Source organism: Actinoplanes sp. NPDC051494 (genome assembly GCF_044454705.1).
Taxonomy (GTDB): Bacteria; Actinomycetota; Actinomycetes; order Mycobacteriales; family Micromonosporaceae; genus Actinoplanes.
In genome coordinates this window covers 24,634-50,124 of the sequence record NZ_JBITDZ010000001.1, presented here as the reverse complement: position 1 = coordinate 50,124, position 25,491 = coordinate 24,634, and the positions used below count along the sequence as shown (strand labels likewise).

At 73.4% G+C, this 25,491-nt stretch carries 26 protein-coding genes and 1 riboswitch; of the genes, 18 read left to right on the top strand and 8 right to left on the bottom strand.

Annotated features, from left to right (window positions below):
• The first annotated feature begins 266 nt into the window (after positions 1 to 266).
• From ACIA6A_RS00265 to ACIA6A_RS00245, 5 genes are all read left to right on the top strand, one after another.
• Entirely contained in the window at positions 267 to 1,193 is a 927-nt protein-coding gene (locus ACIA6A_RS00265) for an ABC transporter ATP-binding protein (protein ID WP_396095142.1), read from the top strand.
• A complete protein-coding gene (locus ACIA6A_RS00260) occupies positions 1,190 to 1,969 on the top strand; it encodes an ABC transporter permease (RefSeq protein ID WP_396095141.1) in 780 nt (259 codons plus the stop codon). Before ACIA6A_RS00265 ends, ACIA6A_RS00260 begins: the two co-directional genes overlap by 4 nt.
• Positions 1,906 to 3,012: a sensor histidine kinase gene (locus tag ACIA6A_RS00255; protein WP_396095140.1), complete on the top strand. Its 1,107-nt coding sequence runs from the start codon at positions 1,906 to 1,908 to the stop codon at positions 3,010 to 3,012. Before ACIA6A_RS00260 ends, ACIA6A_RS00255 begins: the two co-directional genes overlap by 64 nt.
• A complete protein-coding gene (locus ACIA6A_RS00250) occupies positions 3,009 to 3,620 on the top strand; it encodes a DNA-binding response regulator (protein WP_396095139.1) in 612 nt (203 codons plus the stop codon). The genes ACIA6A_RS00255 and ACIA6A_RS00250 overlap by 4 nt, the downstream gene beginning before the upstream one ends.
• 145 nt (positions 3,621 to 3,765) lie before the next feature.
• Positions 3,766 to 4,626: a sigma-70 family RNA polymerase sigma factor gene (locus ACIA6A_RS00245; RefSeq protein ID WP_396095138.1), complete on the top strand. Its 861-nt coding sequence runs from the start codon at positions 3,766 to 3,768 to the stop codon at positions 4,624 to 4,626.
• Here ACIA6A_RS00245 and ACIA6A_RS00240 read toward each other — a convergent pair.
• Both ACIA6A_RS00240 and ACIA6A_RS00235 read right to left on the bottom strand, forming a co-directional pair.
• Positions 4,614 to 5,597, bottom strand: coding sequence for a hypothetical protein (locus tag ACIA6A_RS00240; protein ID WP_396095137.1), 984 nt, complete (start codon positions 5,595 to 5,597; stop codon positions 4,614 to 4,616). The genes ACIA6A_RS00245 and ACIA6A_RS00240 overlap by 13 nt on opposite strands.
• Positions 5,594 to 5,920, bottom strand: a complete 327-nt coding sequence (locus tag ACIA6A_RS00235; RefSeq protein ID WP_396096416.1) for a PadR family transcriptional regulator — start codon at positions 5,918 to 5,920, stop codon at positions 5,594 to 5,596. The genes ACIA6A_RS00240 and ACIA6A_RS00235 overlap by 4 nt, the downstream gene beginning before the upstream one ends.
• A gap of 54 nt (positions 5,921 to 5,974) precedes the next feature.
• Here ACIA6A_RS00235 and ACIA6A_RS00230 point away from each other — a divergent pair, with 54 nt between their 5' ends.
• The 7 genes from ACIA6A_RS00230 to ACIA6A_RS00200 all read left to right on the top strand — a co-directional run bounded on the left by ACIA6A_RS00230 (position 5,975) and on the right by ACIA6A_RS00200 (position 13,571).
• On the top strand, positions 5,975 to 7,567 hold the full coding sequence (locus ACIA6A_RS00230) for an ABC-F family ATP-binding cassette domain-containing protein (RefSeq protein ID WP_396095136.1): 1,593 nt from the start codon (positions 5,975 to 5,977) through the stop codon (positions 7,565 to 7,567).
• 12 nt (positions 7,568 to 7,579) lie between these two features.
• Entirely contained in the window at positions 7,580 to 8,551 is a 972-nt protein-coding gene (locus tag ACIA6A_RS00225; RefSeq protein WP_396095135.1) for a tyrosine-type recombinase/integrase, read from the top strand.
• 57 nt (positions 8,552 to 8,608) lie between these two features.
• On the top strand, positions 8,609 to 9,454 hold the full coding sequence (locus tag ACIA6A_RS00220; protein WP_396095134.1) for an undecaprenyl-diphosphate phosphatase: 846 nt from the start codon (positions 8,609 to 8,611) through the stop codon (positions 9,452 to 9,454).
• On the top strand, positions 9,451 to 10,446 hold the full coding sequence (locus tag ACIA6A_RS00215) for a DUF3626 domain-containing protein (protein ID WP_396095133.1): 996 nt from the start codon (positions 9,451 to 9,453) through the stop codon (positions 10,444 to 10,446). Before ACIA6A_RS00220 ends, ACIA6A_RS00215 begins: the two co-directional genes overlap by 4 nt.
• Before the next feature lie 84 nt (positions 10,447 to 10,530).
• Positions 10,531 to 11,757 (top strand): cytochrome P450, encoded by a 1,227-nt coding sequence (locus ACIA6A_RS00210; RefSeq protein ID WP_396095132.1) that lies wholly within the window; start codon positions 10,531 to 10,533, stop codon positions 11,755 to 11,757.
• Positions 11,758 to 11,812: 55 nt separating this feature from the next.
• Positions 11,813 to 12,610 (top strand): lysophospholipid acyltransferase family protein, encoded by a 798-nt coding sequence (locus tag ACIA6A_RS00205; RefSeq protein WP_396095131.1) that lies wholly within the window; start codon positions 11,813 to 11,815, stop codon positions 12,608 to 12,610.
• A gap of 14 nt (positions 12,611 to 12,624) precedes the next feature.
• A riboswitch (guanidine-III (ykkC-III) riboswitch) is annotated at positions 12,625 to 12,691 on the top strand.
• 10 nt (positions 12,692 to 12,701) lie between these two features.
• Positions 12,702 to 13,571, top strand: a complete 870-nt coding sequence (locus tag ACIA6A_RS00200; protein ID WP_396095130.1) for an MBL fold metallo-hydrolase — start codon at positions 12,702 to 12,704, stop codon at positions 13,569 to 13,571.
• Here the strand turns inward: ACIA6A_RS00200 and ACIA6A_RS00195 are convergent.
• Together ACIA6A_RS00195 and ACIA6A_RS00190 are read right to left on the bottom strand one after the other, a co-directional pair.
• Entirely contained in the window at positions 13,568 to 14,122 is a 555-nt protein-coding gene (locus ACIA6A_RS00195; protein WP_396095129.1) for a LuxR family transcriptional regulator, read from the bottom strand. The genes ACIA6A_RS00200 and ACIA6A_RS00195 overlap by 4 nt on opposite strands.
• A complete protein-coding gene (locus ACIA6A_RS00190) occupies positions 14,119 to 16,707 on the bottom strand; it encodes a LuxR C-terminal-related transcriptional regulator (protein WP_396095128.1) in 2,589 nt (862 codons plus the stop codon). The genes ACIA6A_RS00195 and ACIA6A_RS00190 overlap by 4 nt, the downstream gene beginning before the upstream one ends.
• A 203-nt stretch (positions 16,708 to 16,910) precedes the next feature.
• On the opposite strand from ACIA6A_RS00190, the gene ACIA6A_RS00185 reads away from it, so the two are divergent.
• From ACIA6A_RS00185 to ACIA6A_RS00165, 5 genes are read left to right on the top strand one after another with little or no spacing between them, the layout of a single operon-like run.
• Complete coding sequence (locus ACIA6A_RS00185) at positions 16,911 to 18,434, top strand: dynamin family protein (protein WP_396095127.1); 1,524 nt, start codon at positions 16,911 to 16,913, stop codon at positions 18,432 to 18,434.
• On the top strand, positions 18,431 to 20,272 hold the full coding sequence (locus tag ACIA6A_RS00180; protein ID WP_396095126.1) for a dynamin family protein: 1,842 nt from the start codon (positions 18,431 to 18,433) through the stop codon (positions 20,270 to 20,272). Before ACIA6A_RS00185 ends, ACIA6A_RS00180 begins: the two co-directional genes overlap by 4 nt.
• Positions 20,272 to 20,874 (top strand): hypothetical protein, encoded by a 603-nt coding sequence (locus ACIA6A_RS00175; RefSeq protein ID WP_396095125.1) that lies wholly within the window; start codon positions 20,272 to 20,274, stop codon positions 20,872 to 20,874. Before ACIA6A_RS00180 ends, ACIA6A_RS00175 begins: the two co-directional genes overlap by 1 nt.
• 20 nt (positions 20,875 to 20,894) lie before the next feature.
• The gene (locus tag ACIA6A_RS00170) at positions 20,895 to 22,262 is read left to right on the top strand and encodes an MFS transporter (RefSeq protein ID WP_396095124.1); all 1,368 of its coding nucleotides are present in this window, start codon (positions 20,895 to 20,897) and stop codon (positions 22,260 to 22,262) included.
• 16 nt (positions 22,263 to 22,278) lie between these two features.
• Positions 22,279 to 22,635 (top strand): GntR family transcriptional regulator, encoded by a 357-nt coding sequence (locus ACIA6A_RS00165; RefSeq protein WP_396095123.1) that lies wholly within the window; start codon positions 22,279 to 22,281, stop codon positions 22,633 to 22,635.
• Positions 22,636 to 22,645: 10 nt separating this feature from the next.
• Here ACIA6A_RS00165 and ACIA6A_RS00160 read toward each other — a convergent pair whose 3' ends face one another.
• Positions 22,646 to 23,323: a hypothetical protein gene (locus ACIA6A_RS00160; protein ID WP_396095122.1), complete on the bottom strand. Its 678-nt coding sequence runs from the start codon at positions 23,321 to 23,323 to the stop codon at positions 22,646 to 22,648.
• Positions 23,324 to 23,408: 85 nt separating this feature from the next.
• The gene (locus ACIA6A_RS00155; protein ID WP_396095121.1) at positions 23,409 to 24,113 is read right to left on the bottom strand and encodes a VOC family protein; all 705 of its coding nucleotides are present in this window, start codon (positions 24,111 to 24,113) and stop codon (positions 23,409 to 23,411) included.
• A gap of 31 nt (positions 24,114 to 24,144) precedes the next feature.
• Here ACIA6A_RS00155 and ACIA6A_RS00150 point away from each other — a divergent pair, with 31 nt between their 5' ends.
• The gene (locus ACIA6A_RS00150) at positions 24,145 to 24,714 is read left to right on the top strand and encodes an AAA family ATPase (protein WP_396095120.1); all 570 of its coding nucleotides are present in this window, start codon (positions 24,145 to 24,147) and stop codon (positions 24,712 to 24,714) included.
• Here ACIA6A_RS00150 and ACIA6A_RS00145 read toward each other — a convergent pair.
• Positions 24,680 to 25,009 carry an ArsR/SmtB family transcription factor gene (locus ACIA6A_RS00145; protein WP_396095119.1) on the bottom strand — a complete coding sequence of 110 codons (330 nt, stop codon included), beginning with the start codon at positions 25,007 to 25,009 and terminating at the stop codon, positions 24,680 to 24,682. The two genes, ACIA6A_RS00150 and ACIA6A_RS00145, sit on opposite strands and share 35 nt — an antisense overlap.
• Positions 25,006 to 25,467, bottom strand: coding sequence for an SRPBCC domain-containing protein (locus ACIA6A_RS00140; protein WP_396095118.1), 462 nt, complete (start codon positions 25,465 to 25,467; stop codon positions 25,006 to 25,008). Before ACIA6A_RS00140 ends, ACIA6A_RS00145 begins: the two co-directional genes overlap by 4 nt.
• Positions 25,468 to 25,491: the final 24 nt, after the last annotated feature.

Sequence of the window (25,491 nt, the reverse complement as noted above, 5' to 3'; positions counted from 1 at the left end):
TGCTGGGTCGCTGCCGCGGGCGCAACGGGGTGAGCCGGGCGCCCGCGGCAGCTGAACCGGTGCGGACGTCCCGGTCGGGGCCGGCCCTGGCGGGCTGGTCCCGGACCGCACCGGGCTCCAGTGTGGAGGTGGGGTTGGGTGGTTCGGCAGTGGCGGGCAGGGCTGTGGTGTCGAGCCGATCGTCCGATGGCCCCCTGACGGATGTCATGGGGTGGGCATGACACGTCTCCCCGGTGCGGGGGTGGTCCGGGCGGCACAGTGGTGGCATGGCTGTGGTGCTGGACGGTGTGGTGAAGCGATTCGGGGCGGTGACGGCGGTCGACGGGTTGAGCCTGTCGATCGGGCCGGGGGAGGTGGTGGCGTTGCTGGGTCCGAACGGGGCGGGCAAGACCAGCACCGTCGACATGGTGCTGGGGTTGTCGGACCCGAGTGCGGGGTCGGTACGGGTGTTCGGGCGGCCGCCGCGGGAGGCGGTGGCGCTGGGGCTGGTGTCGGCGGTGATGCAGTCCGGTGGCCTGTTGAAGGATTACACGGTGGAGGAGACCGTACGGCTGACGGCGGTGTTGTTCGCCCGGCCGCGGTCGCAGGTGGACGCGGTGCTGGAGCGGGCCGGCATCACCGATATCCGTAAGCGGCTGGTGGGGAAGTGTTCGGGTGGGCAGCAGCAGCGGTTGCGGTTCGCGATGGCGTTGTTGCCGGATCCGGAGTTGTTGATCCTGGACGAGCCGACGACCGGGATGGATGTGGGTGGGCGGCACGATTTCTGGTCGGCGATCCGGGAGGACGCCCGGTCGGGCCGGACGGTGATCTTCGCGACGCATTACCTGGAGGAGGCGGACGCGTACGCGGACCGGGTGGTGTTCGTGCGGCGGGGCCGGGTGGTGGCGGACGGGTCGGCGGCGCAGGTGAAGGCGATGGCGTCGGGGCGCACGGTGCGGGCGACGTTGCCGGGTGCCGACGAGGCGGTGCTGGCGGGTCTGCCGGGGGTGGATTCGGTGGAGGTGCGCGGTGATGTGGTGCTGGTGCAGGCGAAGGATACCGATGAGGTGGCGCGGTTCCTGTTGACGCGTACCCCGGCCCGGGATGTGGAGATCACGTCGCGGAATCTGGAGCAGGCGTTCCTGGCGTTGACGGGCGATGACGAAGCGCTGACGGGCGATGACGAGGCGTTGACGGGGGATGAGCGGAAATGACGACGATGCCGCGGGATCGGGCGCTGCCGAGGCTGGGTGGGTTCTCGCTGGGGATGATCGGTCTGGAGTTGCGGCGGCTGGTCCGGAACCGGCGCACGGTGATCTTCACGCTGGTGATGCCGGCGGTGTTCTATCTGTTGTTCGGGTCCAGTGCCGACTACCGCGAGCAGCGGGTCGGTGGCGGTAACCTGGCCGGGTTCGTGCTGGTCAGCATGGCGGTGTACGGGGCCATGCTGGCGACCACGAGTGGTGGGGCGATGGTGTCGGTGGAGCGGGCGGCGGGGTGGAGCCGGCAGTTGCGGTTGACGCCGTTGCAGCCGGGGGCGTACATCGCGGTGAAGCTGGTCCTGGCGATGATCATCGGGTTGGTGTCGGTGGTGGTGGCGTTCACCGTCGGTGCGGTTGCCGGGGCGCGGTTGCCGGCGACCGCGTGGGTGGCGTGCGGGGTGCTGGCGTGGGTGTGCGCGCTGGTGTTCGCCGCGTTCGGGTTGTTCATGGGCTATCTGCTGCCCAGTGAGAACGTGATGCAGATCCTGGGTCCGGGGCTGGCGGTGCTGTCGTTCGCGGGCGGGCTGTTCGTGCCGGTGGATCAGCTGGGGACGACGTTCGCGCGGATCGCGGCGTTCACCCCGGTGTACGGGGTGGGGCAGATCGCCCGGTACCCGTTGACGCATGAGGGGAACCTGTGGCTGGCGGCGCTGAACGTGGCGGTGTGGACGGCATTGTTCGCGGCGGGCGCGATGTGGCGGTTCCGCAAGGACACCGCTCGCGTCTGACGTGGTTGTTCGCGGCGGTCTGGCTGTTCTACCTCGGGGAGAACCTGTCGGCGTTGCTGGCGGCCGGCGGCTGGGCCCGGGATGTGGGTCTGGCCGCTCTGGCCGGGTTCGCCACCCTGTACGTGACGGTGGTGGCGTCGTTGCGCCACGAGCGGCGTACGGCGGTGGTGTGGTCGGTCCTGGTGGGGTTGCTGGTCCTGACCGTGGTGCAGGTGCCGGGTGCCGGGTTCCACGCGCTGACCTGTCTGGTCTATGTGGGTGCGGTGGCGGTGGCGGTGTTGCCGCTGGTGCAGGCGGTGCCGTTCGCGGTGGCGCTGGTGGTGCTGGCGGAGGGTCTGGCGTGGTTGGTGCCGGGCTGGGAGGACAACGGTTACGGGCTGGCGGTGCTGCTGGGGTCGGCGGCGACGTTCGGGTTGCGGCTGGCCGGGGAGCGGCAGGGCCGGTTGCGGGTGGCGCAGGCGGAGCTGGCGGTGATGGCGGTGCAGAACGAGCGGGCCCGGATCGCCGCGGACCTGCACGACATCCTGGGGCATTCGCTGACGGTGGTGACGGTGAAGGCTGAGTTGGCGCAGCGGCTGCTGGACGTGGATGTGGAGCGGGCGCGTAAGGAGTTGCGGGATCTGGAGGTCCTGGCCCGGGACGCGTTGTCGGATGTGCGGGCCACCGCGCTGGGGATGCGGGGGATCTCGTTGCCGGGGGAGATCGCGGCGGCGCGGGAGGCGCTGGCGGCGGCGCATGTGGTGGCGGATCTGCCGGGGGCGGCCGACGAGGTGCCGTCGCGGCACAGGGAATTGTTCGCGTGGACGATCCGGGAAGCGGTGACGAACGTGGTGCGGCACAGCCGGGCGGGGCGTTGTGAGGTGCGGTTGACGCCGGGCAGCGTGGAGATCGTGGACGACGGGCCCGGTGGTGCGTCACCCGCCGCGGACGGGCAGGGCCTGGCCGGGTTGCGGGACCGGGCCCGCAGCGCGGGTGCCACCTTGTCGGTGGGGCGGCGGGCGGACGGGCCGGGCTTCCGGGTACGGGTGGAGGTGGCCGGATGATCCGGGTACTGCTCGCCGACGATCAGGCCCTGGTCCGTGGGGCGATGGCGGCGCTGTTGGACATGGAGGCCGATCTTCAGGTGGTCGCGGAGGTCGGGCGCGGTGACGAGGTGGTCGCGGCGGTGCGGGCGAACGCGGTGGAGGTGGCCCTGCTGGATGTGCAGATGCCGGGCCTGGACGGGGTCGCGGCGGCGCGGGAGCTGCGCCGGGGGGTGCCCGGGTGCCGGGTGCTGATGGTGACGACGTTCGGGCGGGCGGGGTATCTGCGGCAGGCGATGGCGGCGGGGGCGCTGGGGTTCGTGGTGAAGGACACCCCGGCCCGGCAGCTCGCCGACGCGGTCCGCCGGGTGCATGCCGGGTTGCGGGTGGTGGATCCGGTGTTGGCGGCGCAGTCGCTGGCGCAGGGCGATTCACCGCTGACGGAGCGGGAGACCGATGTGCTGCGGGCCGCGGCGGACGGTGGCACGGTCGCTGATGTGGCCCGTGACCTGCATCTTTCTGAGGGGACGGTGCGGAATCATCTGTCGTCGGCGATCGGGAAGACCGGGGCCCGGACCCGGGCCGAGGCCGCCCGCCTCGCTGCGGAGAGTGGTTGGTTGCTTGGCTGAGAGTTACCTGAGCGGACTTTAGGGTTTCTGCCGGTGCAACCGGACGGCAACCGTCCGCGACCCGGTCCCGCACCCGTCGCCACGAAAAGTTCCCCCTGTCAGCCGGTGAGCCGTCACCGGGCGACAGATCCGAGGGGGAACACCGATGTCCGCAACCGCAACGATCGCCGGCCGTGAGCTCGACACCCTGGTCCGCGAGCACATGGCCCTGGTCGGTCACCTGGTCCGCGAGATGTTGTTCAAGGTCCCGGCGCACGTGCACCGCGACGACCTCGCCTCGGCCGGCTACACCGCCCTGGTCACCGCCGCCCGCTCGTTCGACGCCGGCCGGGGCATCCCGTTCGCCAAGTTCGCCGCGGTACGGGTCCGGGGCGCGCTGCTCGACGAGCTGCGCGGCATGGACTGGGCCAGCCGGTCCGTGCGGGCCCGCGCCCGGCGCGCCGATCTCGCCCGCCAGGAACTGACCGCGAAGCTGGGCCGCACCCCCAGCCCGCGCGAGCTCGCCGAACTCCTCGGCGTCGGGGTGTCCGAGATCGCCGCCGTCGACGACGACGTGCAGCGCGCCGCCGTGCTGTCGCTGCAGGGTTTCGCCGCCGGTGCCGCCGAGGACATGGTCACCGAGGCGTCGCTGAACCCGGAGGAGATGCTGCTGCACCGCGAGCGGCTCGGCTACCTGCACGACGCCGTCACCGTCCTGCCCGAGCGCCTGCGGTTCGTCGTCGAGGCGTCCTACCTGCAGGAGCGCCCCCTCGCCGAGGTCGCCGCGGAGCTCGGGGTCACCGAGTCACGGGTGTCGCAGCTGCGCACCGAGGCCCTCGCCCTGCTCAAGGACGGCCTGTCGCGGCACCTGGAGCAGCGCGTCCCGGCCGACGCCAAGGGTGACGGCTGCGTGTCGCGGCGCCGGGCGGCCTACGCGGCGCAGATCGCGAACCGCAGCACCATGGCGACCCGCCTCGCCGTCACCGACGCGCAGGGCTTCCAGCGCAGCGCCGCCTACGCCGCCTGAGACCGGGCCGGGGCCGGCGGGCCGGTCAGGGTCAGCGCCATCGCGGTCAGGGTCAGCAGCACCCCGGCGACCGCGCAGGCCGGCACCTGCCAGTCCGGGCCGGCCGGATAGTACGGGCCCGGCGTCAGCGCGCTGTGCACCGTGTACGCGGCCCCGTACCCCGGCTGCCAGGTCAGCATCCGCAGCAGGTTGCCGTACAGGGCGACGACCGCCGGTGACACGGCGAGCAGCGCGAGCCCGGCCGGCACCGCGGCCCGGCGCGTGGCGCGGTACGTGAACGCCGCCGCGGCCGGCCAGCCGCCGAGCATTCCCAGCAGCATCCCGGCCACGGTCAGCGGCACCAGCGCCGCACCCGGCCGCGCCCACGCGGTCAGCGCCACGAAGCCGTAGCCGAAACCGTCGTCCGGCACTCCGTGCACCGACACCACCACCCCGTCACGGACCGCCTCGAACCGCTCGGGGCCCCGGGGCTCGACCGTCCAGCCGTCCGCCGTGAACCGCCCGGCGGCGGCCGTGGGCGACCAGACGGTGGTCAGCTCCTGCTGCGCCGACACGGCCGGCGGGGTCCAGGGTGACGCGGACCCCCCGATGTCCTGCCGCGCCGCGTCACCCCGCTCCAGGCCGTCGGCCAGCTGCAGCAGGGCTCCCGCCCGTGGCACCGGGGTGAACGTCCGCTCGCCGGCCCAGGACCCGGCCGCCGCCCCGGCCGCGCCCATGACGAGGGTGATCAGCATCGCGGCGACGACCGCGAGGGGCCGCCCGGCCGGCAGCCGGAACCGCTGCCGCAGGCCGCTGCCGATCAGGTGCCACGCGTCCGCGGCGGCCGGGCGGCGCCGGCCCGGCTCGGTGGCCTCCATCAGTGTGGTGACGACGTCGTCGCCGTGCCGGGCGCGGAACCGCCCCGGGAACGCCCACATCAGCCGCCGGTAGTCACGCTCCAGGCCGGCCCCGGCCGGCTCGATGCCGCTCATGCGGTCACCGGCCCGGAGCGGCGCCGGCCCAGCTCGGTGGTCGCGGCCGCGGCGTTGCGGCGCAACCGGTCGGCCTGCGCGGCCAGCACCGCCGCGCCGCTGTCGCTGAGCCGGTAGTAGCGTCGCAGCCGTCCGTCGACGGCTTCCTCACGGTCGACGACGATCAGTTCCTGTTCGGCGAGGCGGTCCAGTGCGCCGTACAGGGTGCCGGGGCGCAGTGTGACGTCGCCGGCGGACAGGTCGGTGACAGACTGGATGATCGCGTACCCGTGCAGCGGCCGGCCGGCCAGCGCGGTCAGGATGAGGAACGTCGACTCGTGCATGACCGCTACCGTACGTGCCACTGAATATAACGTCAAACGTAGTATGAGGATCGCGTGCTCAAAGCTGTCTCACTCACCCACTCCCACGACGGCGACCTGCTGTTCAGCGGCATCGACCTGGTCCTCGGCGACGGCGACCGGGTCGGGGTCGTCGGTCCCAACGGCGCCGGCAAGACCACCCTGCTGCGGATCCTCGCCGGGGAGCTGACACCCTCGGACGGCACCGTCACCCGCGGTCCCGGCACCCGCGTCGCCTACGTCCCCCAGCAGATGGGCGACACCGACGCCACCGTCGGCGAGTTCCTCACCGCCGGGCTCGGTGAACTCGCCACGGTCATGACCCGGCTGCGGCACCTCGAACAGCAACTCGCCGACGGCGGTGACGTGCTCACCGCGTACGGGGAGACCCAGGAGCGCTGGACCACCCTGCGCGGGTGGACCGCCGGGGCCCGCCTCGACGAGGCCCTGGACCGGCTCGGGATCGCCCACCTGGACCACGACCGAGGCGTGCGGCAGGTCAGCGGCGGGGAACAGGCCCGGCTGCTGCTCGCCCGGACCCTGCTCGACGACCCCGGCGTGCTGCTGCTCGACGAACCCACCAACCACCTCGACGCCGAGGGCGCGGCCTGGCTCGCCGGCTGGCTGGCCGGATACCCCGGCGCGGTGCTCACCGTCAGCCACGACCGGGCGTTCCTCGACGCGACCGCCACCCGCATCATCGAGCTCGACGGCATCCACGACGAACCCCAGGACTACCCCGGCGGCGGTTACACCGCCTACCGGGCCGAGAAGACCCGCCGCTGGCAGAAACTCCTGCTCGACTACGAGGCGCAGGAGAAGGACCGGCTGCGCTGGGAACGCGACATCGAACAGACCATGAACCAGGCCCGGCACGTCGAGGGCACCGTACGGTCCGGGTTCGAGGCCCCGCACCTGCGCAAGATCGCCAAGAAGGTCGCGCGCAAGGCCAAGGTCCGCGAACGGCGGCTGCGCCGGCAGATGGAATCCGTACGCTGGATCCAGGCCCCCCGCACCCGGCCCCGGCTCACCCTGGCGTTCCCGCGCGACGAACAGGTCGTGGGGGAGCCCGTCGTCACCGCCCGCGACCTCACCGTCGAGCGCGGCGGGCGTACCGTCATCGCCGCCGTCACCGCCCGGATCCGCCGCGGCGACCGGATCCTGATCACCGGGCGCAACGGCTCCGGCAAGACCAGCCTGCTGCACGCGCTGCGCGACGCCGCCACCGTCGACGTCGCGGTCCTGCCGCAGACCGACGACGGCCTGCGCACCACCGTCACCGTGATGCAGCACTTCCGCTCCCACGTGCCGGTGTACGCCGAGGACGCCGAACGCCTGCTCGCCGCGCACCAGTTCGGGCCCGACCAGTGGGACGCCACCCTGCGCAGCCTGTCCTCCGGGGAACTGCGCCGGCTGCTGCTCGCCGTCATGGTCAACAGCCCGGCCCGGGTGCTGCTGCTCGACGAACCCACCAACTTCCTCGACTTCGACGCCCTCGACGTGCTCGAAGCGGCCCTGCGCAGCTACCGCGGCACCCTGGTCGTCGTCACCCACGACCGGTACTTCGCCGACGCGATCGGCGCCGGGCAGACCTGGCATGTCGGCGACGGGGTCCTCACCACGAACTGAGACCATGACCGGATGTCGTTTCTGGTCCCCCGCCAGCAGCCGGGCGTCCCCGCCATCGCCGGCAGCGCCGAACAGGTCACCGAGGCCTGGCTGCAGAACCGGCGGCTGTCCGAGCACACCCGCGCCGCCTACCGCCGTGACGTCGGCGGCTGGCTGGCCTGGTGCGCCGGCCGCGACGTCGACCCGCTGCACGCGTCCTTCCTGGACGTCAACGCGTACGCCCGCGGCCTGGAGGCCCGCGACCTCGCCGCGACCACCGTCGCCCGGAAACTGTCCGGGCTGTCCAGCTGGTACGACTTCCTCGCCAAACTGCGCGCCGTCGACCACAACCCGGTCGGCGGGGCGGACCGGCCGTACGTGGCCCGCGACCACTCCGCCACCATCGGCCTGAGCCCCGAACAGGTCGACGCCCTGCTCGCCGCCGCCCGGGCCGAGACCGGGCCGGCCGCCGTCCGGCACCGCGCCGCCCTGACCCTGCTCGCCGACCTCGGCCTGCGCGTCGGGGAACTCGTCAGCCTCGACGTCGGTGACCTCGGCGTCGAACGCGGGCACCGCAGCCTGCGGTTCATCGGCAAGGGCGGCCGGCACCGGCGCCGGGCGCTGACCCCGGACGCGGCCGCCGCCCTCGACGCGTACCTCGCGCAGCGCGCCGCCGCCGAGGGCACCACCGCCGACCGCCTCGACGGGCCGCTGCTGGTCACCGCCGCCGGCGCCCGCCTCGACCGGCACGCCATGTTCCGGCTCGTGCGCCGCCTCGCCCGGGAGGCCGGCATCGAGAACTGGGCGAAACTGTCCCCGCACTCGCTGCGGCACTCGTTCGCCACCACCGCCCGTTCCGAGGGCGTCCCGCTGGAGGACGTGCAGGACGCGATGGGTCACGCCGACCCGCGCACCACCCGCCGCTACGACCGCGACCGGTACAACCTCGACCGGGATCCGGCCTACACGCTCGCCGCGGCGCGGGTCCGTCGCAACGGCTCCTGAGCGACCCCCTATTCTCGACGCCGGTCAGGCAATCGAGATCAAACGGACGAGGTTGGGTTGAACATCTTCGAAGCGGTCCTGCTGGGCGCGGTGGAGGGCTTCACCGAGTTCCTGCCCATTTCCAGCACCGGTCACCTGACCATTCTGGAGAAGCTGCTCGGCTACCAGATCGACGCACCGGACATCACCGCGTTCACCGCGATCATCCAGTCCGGCGCGGTCATCGCGACGCTCATCTTCCTGCGTACCGACATCATCCGGATCGTGTCGGCCTGGCTCAAGGGGGTGTTCAACAAGGAACACCGGGCCAACGCCGACTACCGGTTCGGGTGGGCGGTCATCCTCGGCTCGCTGCCCATCGGCATCATCGGCCTGCTGTTCCAGGACACCATCGAGGGCACCCTGCGCAGCCTGTGGTTCGTGGCCGGCGCGCTGATCCTGTACAGCTTCGTCATGTGGTTCGCCGATCACGCCGCCACCCAGGTCCGCCACGTCGAGGACGTCACCTGGAAGGACACCCTGGTCATCGGTGTCGTGCAGTGCCTGGCCCTGGTCCCCGGCGTGTCCCGCTCCGGGGCGACCATGACCGCGGGCCTGCTGCGTGACCTCGACCGGGTGACGGTCACCAAGCTGTCGTTCTTCCTGAGCATCCCGGCGCTGCTCGGCGCGACCGTGCTGCAGACCGTGACCGAGTTCGACGGCATCTCCACCGCCAACGGCGGCGTCGGCTGGCCGGCCACCATCACCGCCACCGTGGTCAGCTTCATCGTCGGCTGGTTCGCGGTGTCCTGGCTGCTCAAGTTCGTCGCCAAGCACTCGTACTCGATCTTCATCGGGTACCGGCTCGTGCTCGGCACGCTGCTCATGGTCCTGCTCGCGACCGGCACCATCGACGCGAAATGACGCCCGCGGAACAGGCGGTCGCCCACGTCCGCGCCCTCGGGGCCGAGGGTGTGCTGCCCGTTCCGGACGCCCGGATCACCGTCAACTTCCACCCCGACCGGCTGCTCGGCGACGGAGCCACCGTCGCCGAGCACCTCGCCACCGACGGGGTCTACCGCAGCCAGTTCGAGACCCGGATCTCCAACGGCGGGCTCACCGCGTACCCGGGCGGCGACCGGCACCGCTGGGAACAGCGGATCTTCGCCGGCGCGTACCCGAGCGAGGCGACGCTGGGACGGCCCGTCTACGGCGGCCTCAACCTCGCCCGGCACGCCGACGGCGCCGCACCCCGCTTCGGCAGCTGCCACCTGCTGCTGCGCGCCGAGGTCGCCGGCCGGTCCACGTTCAGCCACGGCGACAGCGCGAGCGAACCCACGGTGTTCGGCACCGCCGACCGCTTCGGCGCGATCTGGGCGGCCCTGCTCGACGAGGCCGGCCGCACCGGGCGGGCGCTCGGCCTGACCGCCGCGTCCCCCGAGGAGTGGACCGCCGCCCTCGCCGTGCGGCGCCCCGGTCCCGGCCGCGCCATGGACGACTACGTCGAGACCCAGATCCACGGCGGCCTGCGGCTGCACGACGACGTCGAGGCCGTCGTCTGCGATCCTGCCTTCGCCGGTACGGCCACCGCGGCGCACCTCGCGTCGATCGCCCCGTTGCGCTGGCATCCCGGGTTCGTGCTGGAGGCCACCGGATTCCCCGCCGACCTGCGCGGACCCGAGGCGGCCGAGCTGGCCCGGGCCCTGGCCCGGTCACTGGGCACCCCGGTGATCGACGCGGCGGTGATCGGCGCCGCCACCCACCGCCCCGGCGACCTCGCCCGGTTCGGCACCCCGGCCGAGGTCCTGCAACTGCTCAAGTACCTGTGGCACATCCTGGTGCTGCGCGGCCGGCCCCGCTGGCCGTCCCCCCGCGGCGGAGTTGTCAGCGGCGGAACTGTCACATGTCCGTTATAGATCGACATCCATCTCCATAGCCTCCGTGGCGATAACTTAGTGCGTGCAAGCCGACACGCCCCGTTATACCCCTGGAGTGCGACCGTGACCGACGTCCGGACCGACCGTCTGCCGCTGTTCCCCTTCCGCAGCCCCGGCGACGACCCGTTCACCCCCGTCACCGCCGCCGACCGGCGCCACCTCGACGGACCCGTCACCCGGGTCCGCCTGCCCACCGGCGGCTGGACCTGGCTCGTCACCCGGCACGCCGACGTCCGCGAGATGCTGCGCTCCGACGCGTTCAGCGCCGACATGTACCGCCCCGGCTTCCCCCTGCTGCGCCGGTTGCCCCCACAGAGCCCCGAGGCCCGTCGCGGCGGCTTCATCCGGATGGACGGCGACGAGCACGTCCGGCTCCGCAAGATGCTCACCGCCGAATTCATGGTCAAGAACATCCGGCGGATCGAACCCCTGATCACCACCGTCGTCGACGACGCCCTCGACACCCTCACCGCCGGCGACCGGCCCGCCGACCTGATCGCCGGTTTCGCACTGCCGGTGCCGTCACTGGTCATCTGCCACCTGCTCGGCGTCCCGTACGCCGACCACGCCTACTTCCAGCAGCGCAGCACCGTCCTGCTCGACCAGAGCGCCGGCCCCGCCGCCGTCCGCGACGCCATGACCGGGCTGCGCTCGTACCTCGGGCACCTCATCGAGGCCAAGCGCACCAGCGGCGACCCCGGCGACGACCTGCTCGGGCGCCTCGTCAGCGACCGGGTCCGCACCGGCGAACTCGAGATCGGCGAACTCATCGGCATGGCCGTGCTGCTGCTCATCGCCGGGCACGAGACCACCGCCAACATGATCGGCCTCAGCGTCCTGCTCCTGCTGCAACGCCCCGACGTCTGGCAGCGCCTGCGCACCGCCGACGACGACACCGTCAACGGCATCGTCGAGGAACTGCTGCGATACCTCACCATCGTGCGCACCGGCCTGCCCCGCCAGGCCGTCCGCGACATCGACCTCGGCGGCCGCCGGATCCGGGCCGGCGAACCCGTCACCGCCCTGCTGTCACTGGCCAACCGCGACGACACCACGTTCCCCGACGGCGACACCTTCGACCCGTACCGGGCCGCCCGGCAGCACATGGCCTTCGGCTTCGGCGTCCACCAGTGCATCGGCCAGCCCCTCGCCCGCGCCGAACTGCGCGTCGCCCTGGCCCGGCTCGCCCGCCGCCTGCCCACCCTGCGCCTCGCCACCGACCCGGCCGCGCTGCCCACGAGGGACAACTCGATCGTGTACGGCCTGGCCGAACTCCCCGTCACCTGGTGACGCCGTCCCGGCGGGACCCCCGGCCACCCCGCCGTCGTGCGATCATGACGGCGTTATGGACAGGTCCTGGCGGGTGCCGTGGGTGTGGCGGGCCCTGCTGCGTCTCTCCCGGGTGCTCGTGACGCCGATCTGCCGGCTGCACGTCACCGGGCAGGTCCCCGCCCACCTGCGGCACGGCCCGCTGATCCTGGCCGCCAACCACATCAGCCCGATCGACCCGGTCATCGTCGCCGCCGCCTGCCACCACGCCGGCGTCGCACCCCGCTTCATGGCCACCGCCGGCCTGTTCGACGCCCCCGTGCTGGGCCGGGTCATGCGCGCCGCCGGGCACCTGCGCGTCGACCGATACACCGACCGGGTCGCCGAGGCCCTGCCGAACGCCGCCGCCGCCCTGCGCGCCGGCTCCGTGGTGCTGGTCTACCCCGAGGGCCGCATCGGCCTCGACCCCTGGATGTGGCCCGAACGCGGCAAGACCGGCACCGCCCGGATGGCCGCGCTGTCCGGGGCGCCCGTGCTGGCCGTGGCCCAGTGGGGCTCGCACGAGGTCATGCCCTACACCGCCCCGAAACACCTCGTCCGGTCCGTGCTGAGCGCGATGGCCCGCCGCCCCCACGTCCGGGTCCATTTCGGGGCCCCCGTCGACCTGACCGGTCTCACCGGCTCCCCGGGAGCCCGGGCCATGCGCGCCACCGACCGGATCATCCAGGCGATCACCGACACCCTGGTCCCGCTGCGCCCCGGCGAACCCCACCGGCCCCGCAGGGTCGACGCCACCCGCACGGTCGACCTGTCGCGCACCCGGCCCCACCCCGATGCCGGGGGCACTGTGGACGGCTCACCCCGGCGTGTTTGATATGTTCCGGACCGGAAGCGCGCCGACGCCGCTTTCCCGGACGAGACGTGCGCCGTACCCGGTCTGCCAAGACGACGCTCACGGGAGCGTCATGACCGCACCACGCGTCGACTTCACCTCGACCACCCCGGCACCCGGCACGATGGACGTCCGGTGGATCCACGGATCACCCTCGGCCAAGCACAACACCGACCCCGACATCCAGGTGCACGCTTACGACGAGCACACCATCGTGCTGCGCCAGAACAAGGCCGTCGACTACGAGGCACCGTTCCTGTTCCTGCTGTTCGGCAACGACCGGGCGGTCCTGCTCGACACCGGCGCCACCACCTCGCCGGAGCACTTCCCGCTGCGGCGCACCGTCGACGACCTGATCTCGCGCCGGCTGGCCGGCCACCCGCGCGACGACTACGAGCTGCTGGTGCTGCACACCCACGCCCACGGCGACCACATCGCCGGCGACACCCAGTTCACCGGCCGGGACAACACCGTCGTCGTCGGCGCCGACCGGGCCACCGCGTGGGCGTACCTCGGCATCGGCGAACCCGGCCGGGCCGTCCCCCTCGACCTCGGTGGCCGCGTCCTGGAATGCCTGGCCACCCCCGGGCACCACGAAGCGGCCATCACGTTCTACGACCCGTACACCGGGCTGCTGCTCACCGGTGACACGGTCTATCCGGGGCGGCTGTACATCAACGACGCGGCGGCGTTCCGGCGCACCCTGGACGACCTCATCCGGTTCACCGGGACCCGGCCCGTCACCCATGTGCTCGGCTGCCACATCGAGATGACCACCGAACCGGGCGTGGACTACCCGATCCGCACCACGTACCAGCCCGACGAACCACCGCTGCAGATGACCACGCAGCAGCTGCGCGACATCCGCGCGGCGATCGACGAGACCGGCGAACGACCCGGCCGCCACCCGTTCGCCGACTTCATCCTCGTCTACAACGACTAGGTCGGGCGGCGCTGGCGCAGGTAGGCGAGGACCGCCTCCCGCGTCGTGCGCACCCCGAACAGGGCCCGGGCCTCGGCGATGCGCCGGTTCGCCGTCCGTAGCGACAGGAACTCCGCGGCCGCCGCCGCGGCGATGGTGTCACCCGCGGCGAGGCGGTCCAGCAGGGCCCGCTGCTCCGGTACGAGCTGCACCGCCGCCGGCCCGTCCTGCGCACCGGCCGGGAGCGGGGCCTCGACCGGGCCGGTGCCGAGCTGGACCGCGCCGAGCCGGCCGAGGTCGTCGACCAGGGCCCGGCCGATCGGGCTCTCCGCGTCGCACACCGCCACCACCCCGGCACCCCGGGCGGCGGCCAGGATGACCAGCCGCAGCGTGTCCGGGTCACCGACCCGGCCGTGCAGGACCAGTTTGTCGACGGTGACGTCCCAGGCCGGGTCGGGCAGGGCGAAACCCTCCCGGACCGTCCAGCCGTCGCGGTGCAGGCGGCGGACCACGGTGTCGGCGTCCGGGATCGAGGCTACGACGTGACGGGGAGCATCGGTCTGTCGGTTCACCGGCCATCCTCACGATCGGATCGGGCGTCGGACGGCTCGAGCTGGGTGAGGGCCAGGGCCGCCGCTTCGGTACGGGTCCGGGCCCCCAGTTTGCGCATACCCGCGCGGATGTGGGTGTCCACCGTCTCGGTGGAGATGCCCAGCTGTCCGGCGATGCGCCGGGTCGGTTCCCCAGCGGCCACCAGCCGCAGCACGTCGACCTCGCGGCGGGTGAGCCGGCTCCCGGACCGTGGACTGCGGCTGTCACGCTGCACGTGGTGCCGTCGCAGCCCACGCCGGGCCCGGCCGGCGAGGACCACCAGCCCGGCCTCGTCGGCGAGTTTCTCGGCTTCCAGCAACGCCCCGACGGCCTGCTGCGGATCGGTGTCGCGCAGCCCGGCGGCCAGCAGGCAGCGGATCTGTTCCCGGAGCACGACCCCGTGCCAGGCCCCGGCGACGGCGGGGAACCCGGTGCCGGTGGCCCACGCGGTCAGCGTGTCCCGGGCGACGGCCGGCAACCCGGCCGGGATCGGCGGCCCGGTGTCGGTGATCGGCCCCCCGGCGACACCCCCGGACCAGCTCCGCGCCCCGGAACCGGCACGGGCGGAGGTGCCGGAGTCGAACGCCGCCCACCGCGCGGTGATCTCCCGCAGCCCGGCGAGCAGCCCGGCCCCCGCACCCGATCCGGGCGTGGCCGCCTCGGCGGCCCGGTCCGGCTGCCCGTCGAGCCAGGCGGCCTCCCGCGCGACCCACGCGGCCGCGGGATGGGTGTCCGGCCGCGACAGCCGGCCCCGGGCGGCGGCGAGCAGCCCGGTGTCCGCCTCGACGAGCGCGGTGGCGGCCACCGCGTATCCCCGGGCGTCGGCGGGCAGGGCCCGGTCGGCGAGGTCCCCGCTGCGCCGCACCGCGTCATCGGCCACGGACCCCACCTCAGCGTCCGTACCCGCGGTTGCTGGATCCGCGCTGGCTGGATCCGCGCTGTCCGGGTCTGCCGGGCCGGGGTGAGCGGTCCGGGAACCGCGCAGGACGTCGGCCCAGTCGGCCACCGCCAGGAAGCGGGTCTGCCAGCTGTAGGCCAGGGTCGTGGCCGCCACCGTGGCGGCCTGGCGGGCGACCGCGGCGGCCTCGGTGAGGCGGGCGTCGGCGACGAGGTGTTCGACCAGCAGCCAGGAGCTCCAGCGGCCGGTGAGCGGGTCGGCGCGCTCGGTGCCGGCGGCGGCGAGCTGGGTGTCCCAGCCGGGGACCCGGTGCGCGGCGCGGACCGCGGCGAGGGCGGCGGCGACCCCGGGCGGCGGTGCCGGGTACCGGGCGGCGATCTTCTCCGCCGCGTCGAGGGCACCGGACGGGTCCGCGGCCAGACCGGCGAGCAGCAGGATCCGGTCACGGGCGGCCACGACCGCGGCCGCGGCGGCGTCGGGCACGGGCCGGACCGCGTCCCGGGCCGACACCGGGTCACCGGCCTGCAACAGGGCCTCGCCGCGCAGCACGTCGGCCTCCACGCCCAGCGACGCGGCGGTGGTCAGGACCCGGGCCGCGGCGTGCGGGCGCCCGGCGGCGAGCAGCGCGTCCGCGGCGGCGATCCGGACCCGGGGGTCCGGGTTGACGCCCGGCAGGTCGCAGGCGAACAGCAGCAGGTCACCGCGGTCGGTGCCGGCGGTGCGGTCCGCCGCGCTCAGGGCTTTGCGGTACGCGCCCTGAGCGTCCCCGGCCGCGGCGAGGTGCCGGGCGGCCTCGGCGTCCGGGGTGAGCCCGGCCAGGGCCCGGTGCAGCTCGAGGCGGGCCTCGGCGTCGAGCAGCCCGGCGGCGGTCTCGGCGAAGTAGCCGGACACGGGCACGACACCGGTGCCGTCACCGGTGATGAGCCCGGCCTCGGCCAGGGCGGCGGCACCGGGGCCGAGCAGCGCGGCGGGGGCTGGCCGGCCGAGCAGCCCGAGCGCGGCCAGGGCGGTGCGGGCCGGTCGGGGCAGGTCGGCCAGGGCGGTCGCGATCGCGTACGCGACCTGGTCGATGTCGTCCTGGGGGGTGCCGCGCCCGGTGCCGGTGTGCCGGGCCAGGGTGACCACGGCGAGGGGGTTGCCGCCGGCCCGGGCCACGACGGCGGCGACCTGCGCGTCGGTGAGCTGCGGGGCGGTGCGCCGGGCCAGGTCCTCGGCGTCGCCGGAGCTCAGCGCGGGCACGTCGAGCCACGCGGTCGCCGCGGCCCGCAACGCCGCCACGACCGCGGGGGAGATCCGGTGCGGGGTGCGCAGCGCGACGACCACCCGGATGTGGGCGGCCAGGTGCGGCAACGCGGCCAGGGTGGCCGGGTCGCAGTACTGCAGATCGTCGACGACGAGCAGACCACCACGGACCCGGGAACGGACCGCCTCGGCCAGCAACGGCACGTCGTGGGTGGGCAGCCGGGCCTTCACCGCCCGTGACAGCGCCAGCGCGGGCACGGTGGCGAGCATCGCCAGGCCGCCGCCGGTGAACTCCGGCCCCGCGGCGGTCGCGGCGACCTTGCGCAGCAGCGTGCTGCGGCCGGACCCGGGCGCGCCGCAGAGCACGACGAGGCCGGGTCTCCGCAGATGGGCAGCTGCCAGACCGGCCAGGTCCCGCTGTGACACGCACGCCCCCCATTTCCGCTGCGGCCCCCCGGCAGCGTTGCCTTGGCACGAACACGGGAGTCGCGCGCGCTCCCGTAATCCGTAAAGTTGTCGTGCGGCAGGCGATCCGGCCCTGCCCGTGAACCGGGAAGGCAGCCCCCTTTGTCTGTGACGACAGCCGCAGTGCGCACATTCTCTCCGAATGTGTGCTCGGCTGACGAGTCGTGACCACCGGTCCGCTCACCACCAGGGTGGCGACCCTGTGTGACGAGATCGTCGCACGGGTCGGTCCCGAGGCCGGTGAACAGGTGCTATACGTCCGGCAGCGACTCGCCGAGCCGCTCCGGGTCGCGATCGCCGGGCGCCTGAAAGCCGGAAAGTCGACACTCGTCAACGCCCTGATCGGCCGCCGCGTTGCCCCTACGGCCGCCGGGGAGTGCACCCGGGTGGTCACCCGGTTCCGGTACGGCACCGCCGACCGGGTCGACGTGGTGCGCCGCGACGGCACCCGGGTGAGCCTGCCACTGGGTGACGACGGGATGATCCCGCAACGCCTCGGCGTCCCCGCCGTGACCATCGCCCACGTCGACGTGACCCTCACGAGTGACAACCTGCGCGACCTGACCGTCGTCGACACGCCCGGTCTCGCCTCCACCGACACCCAGGTCTCGGCCCGCGCCCAGCAGCAGCTCGGGGCCGGCGCCCCGTTCGACGGCGACATCGACGAGGACTCCACCTCCGAGGTCGCCGCCGCCGAGGCCGTCGTCTACGTGTTCACCCAGGCGGTCCGCGCCGACGACCTGCGCGCCCTGGAGTCGTTCCGGGCGGTGTCGGCCCGGCTCGCGTCCAGCCCGATCAACGCCCTCGGCGTGCTCGGCAAGGTCGACACGCTGGTCGGCGGCGCCGGGGACCCGTGGCCGGTGGCCGGCCCGCTCGCCGAGCAGCAGGGTGCGCTGCTCGCCCGTACGGTGTCCGAGGTCGTCCCGGTCGTGGGTCTGCTCGCCGAGACCGGCGAAGCCGGCCGGCTCACCGCCGCGGACTGTGCCGCCCTGCTGCGCCTGACCACGATGCCCGCCGGCGAACTGCAGGTCCTGCTCGCCTCCGTCGACCTGTTCCGCACCCGTCCGGCCCCGGTCAGCCCCGAACACCGGGCCCGGCTGCTGAGCCTGCTCGACCTGTACGGCGTCGGGTTCTCCCTGGCCCAGCTCGCCGCCGACCCGCGCCTCGGCTCCGGGGAACTGATCCGCCGGCTGGTCCTGGCCTCCGGGTTCCCCCGCCTGCGGCACACCCTGGACCAGACCCTGCGGTGGCGCGCCGACGCGATCAAGGCCGGCTGGGCACTGTCACGCCTCGAACGCATCGCCGGGCACACCGCCGCCGGCCCCGACCGCGAAGCACTGCGCGACGCCACCGAACGGCTGCTGCGCGAACCCGCCTACCACCGGCTGCGGCTGCTGGAGGTCGCGCAACGCGTCGCCACCGGCCGGGTCAGCCTGCCCGTCGAATGGGAACAGGAACTGATCCGCCTCGCCACCTCCGAGGACGCCCGGTGGATCCTGCGGCAGCCGCACGCCGGCCCCGGCGAACTGGCCGCCGCCGCGGTCGAGGCCGCCAACCGCTGGCGGGTGTACGCGGTCGCCGGCGCCGGCCCCGCCCAGTCCCGGGTGGCCCAGGTCGCCCAACGCGGATTCCACCTGCTGGCCCGCACCATCCGGGCCGACCCGACACCGAGTGGAGCCGGCCGATGAGCGACCTCGCCGCGGTCCTGGACACCGCGGTCCGCAACGCGCTCGCCGCGGTGCGCACCGCCGACTCCGACGCCGCCGCCGACCTCGCCGAACTGCGCCGCCGGCGGGTCACCCGCCCCTCGGTCGTGCTCGTCGGGGAGACCAAACGGGGCAAGAGCAGCCTGCTCAACGCCCTGCTCGGGGTGCCCGGCCTGTCCCCGGTCGACGCCGCCGTCGCCACCGCCACCTACCTGCACTTCACCCCCGGCCCGACGACAGCCGTGTCCGCGTACGTCCCGGGGGTCGCCGAACCGGTCGAGCTGGACCCGCGGCAGCTGGCCGCATGGGCGACCGGCCGCGACCTGCCCGACGGGGCCCGGCCGCCGCGCCGCATCGAGGTCACCCACCCGGCCCCGCTGCTGCAGTATCTGTCCCTGCTCGACACCCCCGGCGTCGGGGGACTCGACCCCGCGCACACCGCGGTGGCCCTGGACGCCGTCGAGAACGCCACCGCGCTGCTGTTCGTCGCCGACGCGTCCGCCCCGCTGTCCCAACCGGAACTGGACTTCCTGGTCGCGGCCAGCGAACGGATCGCCACCGTGGTGTTCGCCCTGACCAAGGTCGACGCGTACCCGGGCTGGCGGCGCATCGCCGACGACAACCAGGCCCTGCTGCGCGCCAAGGCACCCCGGTTCGCCGACGCGTCCTGGTTCCCGGTCTCGTCCCGGCTGGCCGAGACGGCCCGCGACCTGCCCGCCGCCGACCAGGCGTCACTGGTCGCGGCGTCGCACATCGCGGAACTGCAGCACGCCCTGGTCGACCTCGCCGGCCGCGGCCACCAACTGCAACTCGCCAACGTGCTGCGCGCCGGCCGGGCCGAACTGGGCCGGCAGGAACAGGCCGCCACCGCCCGGCTCAGCGCCGCCGACGCCGACCCCGCCGAGACCGCCCGGGTCCGGCAGGAACGCAACGAACTCGCCGCCCGTAAACGCACCGAGTCCCGGCAGTGGGCGCTGCTGCTCAACACCGAGACCCAGCGCGCCCGCGTCGAGATGGTCAGCACCCTGCGCACCAAGGTCAGCGCCCTGCAGGCCGACCTCACCAGCCGCGTCGACACCCTGCGCGGGGAAGCCCTCACCGCACTGCCCGACACCGTCGACGCCGCACTGCAGGCCCTCGCGCTCACCCTCTCCGAGGACCTGCGGTCCACGTTCCGGCAGGTCGGCGAACGGGTCCTGGCGCAGGTGTTCGACGCCCACGAACTCGACGCGGTCCTGGACCGCCTCAACGCCACCCTGCGGCACGCCCTCGACGCCGGATCACCCCGCGACGGCTCCGGCGACAACCTGCTCATCGCCCTGTCCGCCGGCGGGATCGCCGTCATGGCCGGCCGCGGCGCCCTGTTCGGGGCCTCCGTGCTCGGGGTCAGCGGCGCCGTCGCCGGCGGGCTGCTCATCCCGGTCGCCGGCCTGGGCCTCGGCGTCGCCGCCGGCGGCTACGTCCTGTACCGCCGCCGGGTCCAGACCGACCGGCAACAGGCCCGGGTCTGGCTGCGCGACGTGCTCGGCGAGGCCCGGGCCGCCCTGCAGGACGAGATCTCCTACCGCTTCACCGACCTGCAGTACGCCCTCGGCGTGGCCGTCGACGACGCCGTCGAACGCCGCCTGCGGGAACTCGACGCGCACATCGCCGACATCGACACGGCCGTCGCGGAAGACGCCGCCGGCCGGGCGAAACGCCGCGCCGAGGCCACCCGCGACCTGCAGCGGATCCGCAACCACATCCGGCACGCCGACGAGGTCCTGTCCCGGGCCCGCGCGCTGGCACCCGTTCCCGCACCGATCGGTCAGGAGATCTGATGAGCGACGAGCACGGCTGGCCGGACTTCGCCGACGACCACGGCGACCACGGCAGTCACGACATCCACCACGAGATCCCCGAGATCCACGAGGCCCTTCTCCCTGACGAGCACCACACCCCGGACCTCGACGACCCCGACCTCGACGACCCCGGCCCGGCCGACCCCGGCCACCACGACTTCGCCCCGGCCGACGACCCGCACGACGACCCCGCCCCGGCCTGGGACGACCACCCGTTCACCGACGTCGTCGACGACCAGCACCACGAGATCGTCGACGTCACCGACGGGCACAGCCTCGGCCCGATCGGCACCGACCCCGACGCCACCGCCGAACCCGCCGACGACCTGGCCGCCCTGTTCCCACCCGCGGTCGACGTCGGCCCGCTGCCCGAACCCGTCGACGGGTTCCCCTGGATCGACACCGGCAGCCTCGGCCCCGCCGACCTCGTCGACGCCGCCCACCACCCGGTCGCCGCCCACGAACTCGCCGAGTACGCCGCCGAGGAACTCACCCCCGGCGCCGACCCCTGGGCCACCCTCGCCGCCTCCGACGACCCCGCCACCAGTGCCCTCGCCCGATGGTGGAGCCAACACGGCTGAGGATGGCATCATCTGCGCCCATGACCGCAACCACGGCCCCGGCGAGCACCCGGCGGGAACGCACCGGATGGTACTTCTACGACTGGGCCAACTCCGCGTTCTCCACCACCGTCATCACGGTGTTCCTCGGACCGTTCCTCACCACCGTCACCGAACTGGCCGCCGGCTGCGAACTCGGCGCCGACACCTGCCACGGCCGGGTCCACCCCCTGGGCCTGAGCATCGCCGCCGGCTCCTACTTCCCGTACCTGGTCTCCCTGTCGGTCCTGCTGACCGTGTTCGCGCTGCCCGTCATGGGCGCCATCGCCGACCGGGTGCCCCGCAAAAAGCCCCTGCTCGCCGCCACCGCGTTCACCGGCTCCGCCGCCACCGCCGCGATCGGCTTCGTCACCGGCGACCGCTATCTGCTCGGCGGCGTGCTGTTCATCATCGCCAACATCGCGTTCGGCGCGTCGGTGGTCGTCTACAACTCGTTCCTGCCCCGCCTCGCCGGCCCCGACGAACGCGACAAGGTCTCCAGCCGCGGCTGGGCCCTGGGATACCTCGGCGGGGGAGTCCTGCTGCTGCTCAACCTCATCGCCGTGCTCACCCTCAGCGTCGACGGCGACCACCAGCGCACCCTCGACCTCGCCCGCTGGTCGATCGTCTCCGCCGGGATCTGGTGGGCCGCGTTCACCCTGCTGCCGCTGCGCTGGCTGCGCGAACACCCCACCGCCCCGGTCACCCAGCAGCACGGCAACCTCATCACCGGCGGCTTCCGCCAGCTCGGGCACACCCTGCGCGGACTACGGGCGTACCCACTGACCCTGTTCTTCCTCGCCGCGTTCCTCGTCTACAACGACGGCATCCAGACCGTCATCTCCCTCGCCAGCCAGTACGGCACCGAGGAACTCCACCTCGCCCAGAGCACCCTCATCGTCACGATCCTCATCGTGCAGTTCCTCGCGTTCGGCGGCGCCCTGCTGCTCGGCGCCGTCGCCGCCCGCATCGGCGCCAAGAACACCGTGCTCATCGCCCTGGGCCTGTGGCTGGTCGTGCTGCTCGCCGCGTTCTGGCTCCCCGAGGGCGCAGCCGTGCCGTTCATGGCCCTCGGCGCCGGGATCGGCCTGGTCATGGGCGGCAGCCAGGCCCTGAGCCGCTCCATGTTCAGCCAGCTGATCCCCACCGGCAAGGAGGGGGAGTACTACGGCTTCTACGAGATCAGCGACAAAGGCACCAGCTGGCTCGGCCCCCTCGCGTTCGGCCTCGTGTACCAGCTCACCAACAGCTACCGCATCGGCATCGTGTCGCTCGTGGTCTTCTTCGTCGCCGGTGGCATCCTGCTCGCGATGGTCCCGCTGCGCCGCGCCGTCATCGCGGCCGGGAACACCCCACCGCACCTGATCTGAGCCTCGAAGGACGACCATGGACATCAGCATCGACCCCGCGTCGGCCACCCCACCGTACGAACAGGTGCGCCTGCGCATCGCCGCCCTGGCCGCCGCGGGAGACCTGAGCGCCGGCACCCGCCTGCCCCCGGTGCGCACCCTGGCCACCGACCTCGGCCTCGCCGTCAACACCGTCGCCCGCGCGTACCGCGAACTCGAACACGCCGGCCTCGTCGAGACCCGCGGCCGGGCCGGCACCCTGATCACCGCCGCCGCCACCGGCACCCCACGCGCCGCCCAGCAGGCCGCCCGGCGGTACGCCGAGACCACCCGCACCCTGGGACTCACCCCGGAAGCGGCCTTGGACCTCGTCAAGGCCGCCCTCACGGCATAGCCACCACAGGTCAGCCGGCCTCGCGCAGCTCCTGCAGACGGGCCTCCATCTCGGCGAGCTCCGCCCGCAACCGGTCCGCCTCCTTCTCCACCTCGGCCCGCTCCACCGACACGATCTGCTCGACCGCCTCACGCACCCCCGGCACATCCACCAGCGCCACGATCTTCATCGCCTCCGCCGGGCGCACCACATACGGCTTCGCCAGCGCCTTCGCACCCTGGTTCGCCGCCACCGTCCACTCACCGTCGGCATACGCCAGCGTCACCGTCAACCCGGCCGGCGGCTTCGCGGCCTTCGCCGGACGCGCCGCGGCCTTGCGCGGCGCGGGAGCCGGCGCCGCCACGGGAGCGGGCTCCTCGACCACCGGCGGCGGCGGGGGAGCGGCCAGCACGAACTCCGGCTCCACCCGCGGCTCCGGCACCGGGGGAGCCGCCTTCTTCACCGGTCCCTTCGGCGCCACCTCCAGATCGGCGGGGGAGAACGGCAGCTCGTCACGACCGAACTTCACCACCACCCACTCCTCCGACTCCGCCGGATCGGTCAGCGCCACCACCTGGCCCACCTGACCCGCGATCTGCCCCGCCGACTCGGTGAACATCACCCGCGGCTTACGCCCCGCGGCCAGCCCGTCCCTGATCGCCTGCAACTCATCGGTACCCAGCCCTCGCACACCGGTCTGCGCCGCCATGCCACCCACCCCTCATCGAACAAACGTTCCAACGCGGTATTTGTACCAGGCGGCACCGACAACACCACCGCCGACCGGTCCATGATCACGCAAACGCGACCCGGTCCGTCACGCAGTACTCCCGGCCCACCGGATCCCGCAACGTCGTCCACTCCGGCGTCACCCGCACCACCGACGCACCCAGCGCCACATGACGCTCCACCTCGGCCACCCGGTCCACCGCCGCCAGATCCACATGCATCCCGGCCGGGCCACCCACCCGCTGCAACAACAACCGCAACGGCATCCCCGCCGGACGCACCAGATAATCGAACTCCGAGCCCGCGAACGACCGCCGCTCCCACCCGGTCACCGCGGCCCAGAAATCCGCCTCCGCGTCGAAACCCGCCACCGGGATGTCCAGACACATCTGATCCACCACCGCCGGACCCGCCGCCGGCACCACCGGCCCACCGGCCCCACCCACCAGACAGAACACCAGACCCGCGGGGGAGCGCAGCACCACCGACCCACCCTCGTCCCGCACCACCACCGCACCCAGGCCCACCACCCGCCGCGCCTGCGCCGCCACATCCTCCACATGCAGATCCAGATGCGCCCGCGCCGGGCCGTCACCCACCACCTGCACCCTCAGATACGCATCCCCGTCCACCGGCAGCAACGTCGCGACCTCACCACCCGGCCCCCGCCGCGGCGACAACCCCGACCGCGTCACGAACTGCCAGAACGACTCCGCGCCCCGCGAGGGCGAATCGAGAAACCCGGTGGTCCACCGCACGGCGCTCGTCATGACCGCAGATCATTCCGTACGGTGACGAGCTGTGTCGCACCTCTACCTCATGGTCGGCCTCCCCGGCGCCGGGAAAACCACCGAGGCCATCCACCTCGCCACCACCCACCGGGCACTGCGCCTCACCCCCGACGAATGGATGATCGCCCTGTACGACGGGGTCCAACCCGACGGCAAACGCGACCTCGTCGAAGGCCGGCTCCTCACCGTCGCCCTGCACACCCTGCGCCTGGGCACCAGCGTCGTCCTCGACTTCGGCCTCTGGAGCCGCGACGAACGCTGGGCCCTGCGCTGGCTCGCCGCCACGACCGGGGCCACCTGCCACCCGATCTACCTGCCCGTCGACCGGGACACCCAGCACGCCCGGATCGCCCACCGGCAAGCCACCGCACCACACGCCACGTTCCCGATGACCACCACCGACCTGGACGCCTGGCGACAACAGTTCCAGGAACCCGACACCACCGAACTCGACGAGAACACCCCGATCCCCGGCCCACCACCGGGCAGTACGACCTGGGCCGGGTGGGCCACCGGCCGATGGCCCACCCTGGACCTGACCGGCGTCACGCCCGCTCGATCGCCTCGGCGATGTCCCTGATCCGCCGCAACCGCGCATCCCACGCCGCACCGACCCCGGCCAACTGCGCCACCGCCCGCGCCAGCTGAGCCTCGTCCACCCGGAACCGCCGCTCCCGCCCGGCCGCCACCGCGTGCACCAGCCCCACCCGCTCCAGCACCACCAGATGCTTCGCCACCGCCTGCCGCGTCACCGGCAACCGCTCACTCAACCCGGTAGCCGTCCCACCACCGTCACCGAGCAGCAGATCCAGCATCCGCCGCCGGATCGGATCACCGACCGCCGACCACAACGCGTCGTCCACCGCCACACTCACGCCGGTGAACCCACCGACACCGCGTACACCGGCAACCGCGGCAGAAAATGATCCCAGCCGTTCACGTGGTCGGCATGCTCCGCCGCGACCCGCGCCTGGTCCCAGCCCCGCTCCCGGAACCCGGTCTCGGTCATCCGCAGCACCGTGCCACCCGCGGACGGCTCCATCTCGAACACCACCAGGAACGAGTTGTCCGCGGCGGCGGTCTCACCCTCGGTATACGCCCACCGGAACGAGAACAGCCGCGACGGCACCGCGTCCACCACCGTGAACTGCACCCACTTACCGTCCCGCGTCATGTCCCCGAACCCGATCCGCCCCGCACCACCGGCCACGACGGGGAACTCCGCCTCGTCCGGCCACCACCGCCGCAGATGCTCCGGACTGCTGACCACCCCGAACACCGTCTCCGGTGCCGCCTCGACGAACAACTCCCGCTCGATCGACCCGTACTCCATGACAGCCACCCTCTCGCGCAACGT

Excerpts from the sequence above, each read along its gene's own strand:
- ACIA6A_RS00175 (WP_396095125.1), top strand. The coding sequence starts at position 20,272 with ATGAGCGACGAGCACGGCTGGCCGGACTTCGCCGACGACCACGGCGAC.
- ACIA6A_RS00160 (WP_396095122.1), bottom strand. The coding sequence starts at position 23,323 with ATGGCGGCGCAGACCGGTGTGCGAGGGCTGGGTACCGATGAGTTGCAG.
- ACIA6A_RS00225 (WP_396095135.1), top strand. The coding sequence starts at position 7,580 with ATGTCGTTTCTGGTCCCCCGCCAGCAGCCGGGCGTCCCCGCCATCGCC.
- ACIA6A_RS00200 (WP_396095130.1), top strand. The coding sequence starts at position 12,702 with ATGACCGCACCACGCGTCGACTTCACCTCGACCACCCCGGCACCCGGC.
- ACIA6A_RS00170 (WP_396095124.1), top strand. The coding sequence starts at position 20,895 with ATGACCGCAACCACGGCCCCGGCGAGCACCCGGCGGGAACGCACCGGA.
- ACIA6A_RS00180 (WP_396095126.1), top strand. The coding sequence starts at position 18,431 with ATGAGCGACCTCGCCGCGGTCCTGGACACCGCGGTCCGCAACGCGCTC.
- ACIA6A_RS00265 (WP_396095142.1), top strand. The coding sequence starts at position 267 with ATGGCTGTGGTGCTGGACGGTGTGGTGAAGCGATTCGGGGCGGTGACG.
- ACIA6A_RS00235 (WP_396096416.1), bottom strand. The coding sequence starts at position 5,920 with ATGCACGAGTCGACGTTCCTCATCCTGACCGCGCTGGCCGGCCGGCCG.
- ACIA6A_RS00240 (WP_396095137.1), bottom strand. The coding sequence starts at position 5,597 with ATGAGCGGCATCGAGCCGGCCGGGGCCGGCCTGGAGCGTGACTACCGG.
- ACIA6A_RS00245 (WP_396095138.1), top strand. The coding sequence starts at position 3,766 with ATGTCCGCAACCGCAACGATCGCCGGCCGTGAGCTCGACACCCTGGTC.
- ACIA6A_RS00205 (WP_396095131.1), top strand. The coding sequence starts at position 11,813 with ATGGACAGGTCCTGGCGGGTGCCGTGGGTGTGGCGGGCCCTGCTGCGT.
- ACIA6A_RS00215 (WP_396095133.1), top strand. The coding sequence starts at position 9,451 with ATGACGCCCGCGGAACAGGCGGTCGCCCACGTCCGCGCCCTCGGGGCC.
- ACIA6A_RS00250 (WP_396095139.1), top strand. The coding sequence starts at position 3,009 with ATGATCCGGGTACTGCTCGCCGACGATCAGGCCCTGGTCCGTGGGGCG.
- ACIA6A_RS00140 (WP_396095118.1), bottom strand. The coding sequence starts at position 25,467 with ATGGAGTACGGGTCGATCGAGCGGGAGTTGTTCGTCGAGGCGGCACCG.
- ACIA6A_RS00165 (WP_396095123.1), top strand. The coding sequence starts at position 22,279 with ATGGACATCAGCATCGACCCCGCGTCGGCCACCCCACCGTACGAACAG.
- ACIA6A_RS00260 (WP_396095141.1), top strand. The coding sequence starts at position 1,190 with ATGACGACGATGCCGCGGGATCGGGCGCTGCCGAGGCTGGGTGGGTTC.
- ACIA6A_RS00155 (WP_396095121.1), bottom strand. The coding sequence starts at position 24,113 with ATGACGAGCGCCGTGCGGTGGACCACCGGGTTTCTCGATTCGCCCTCG.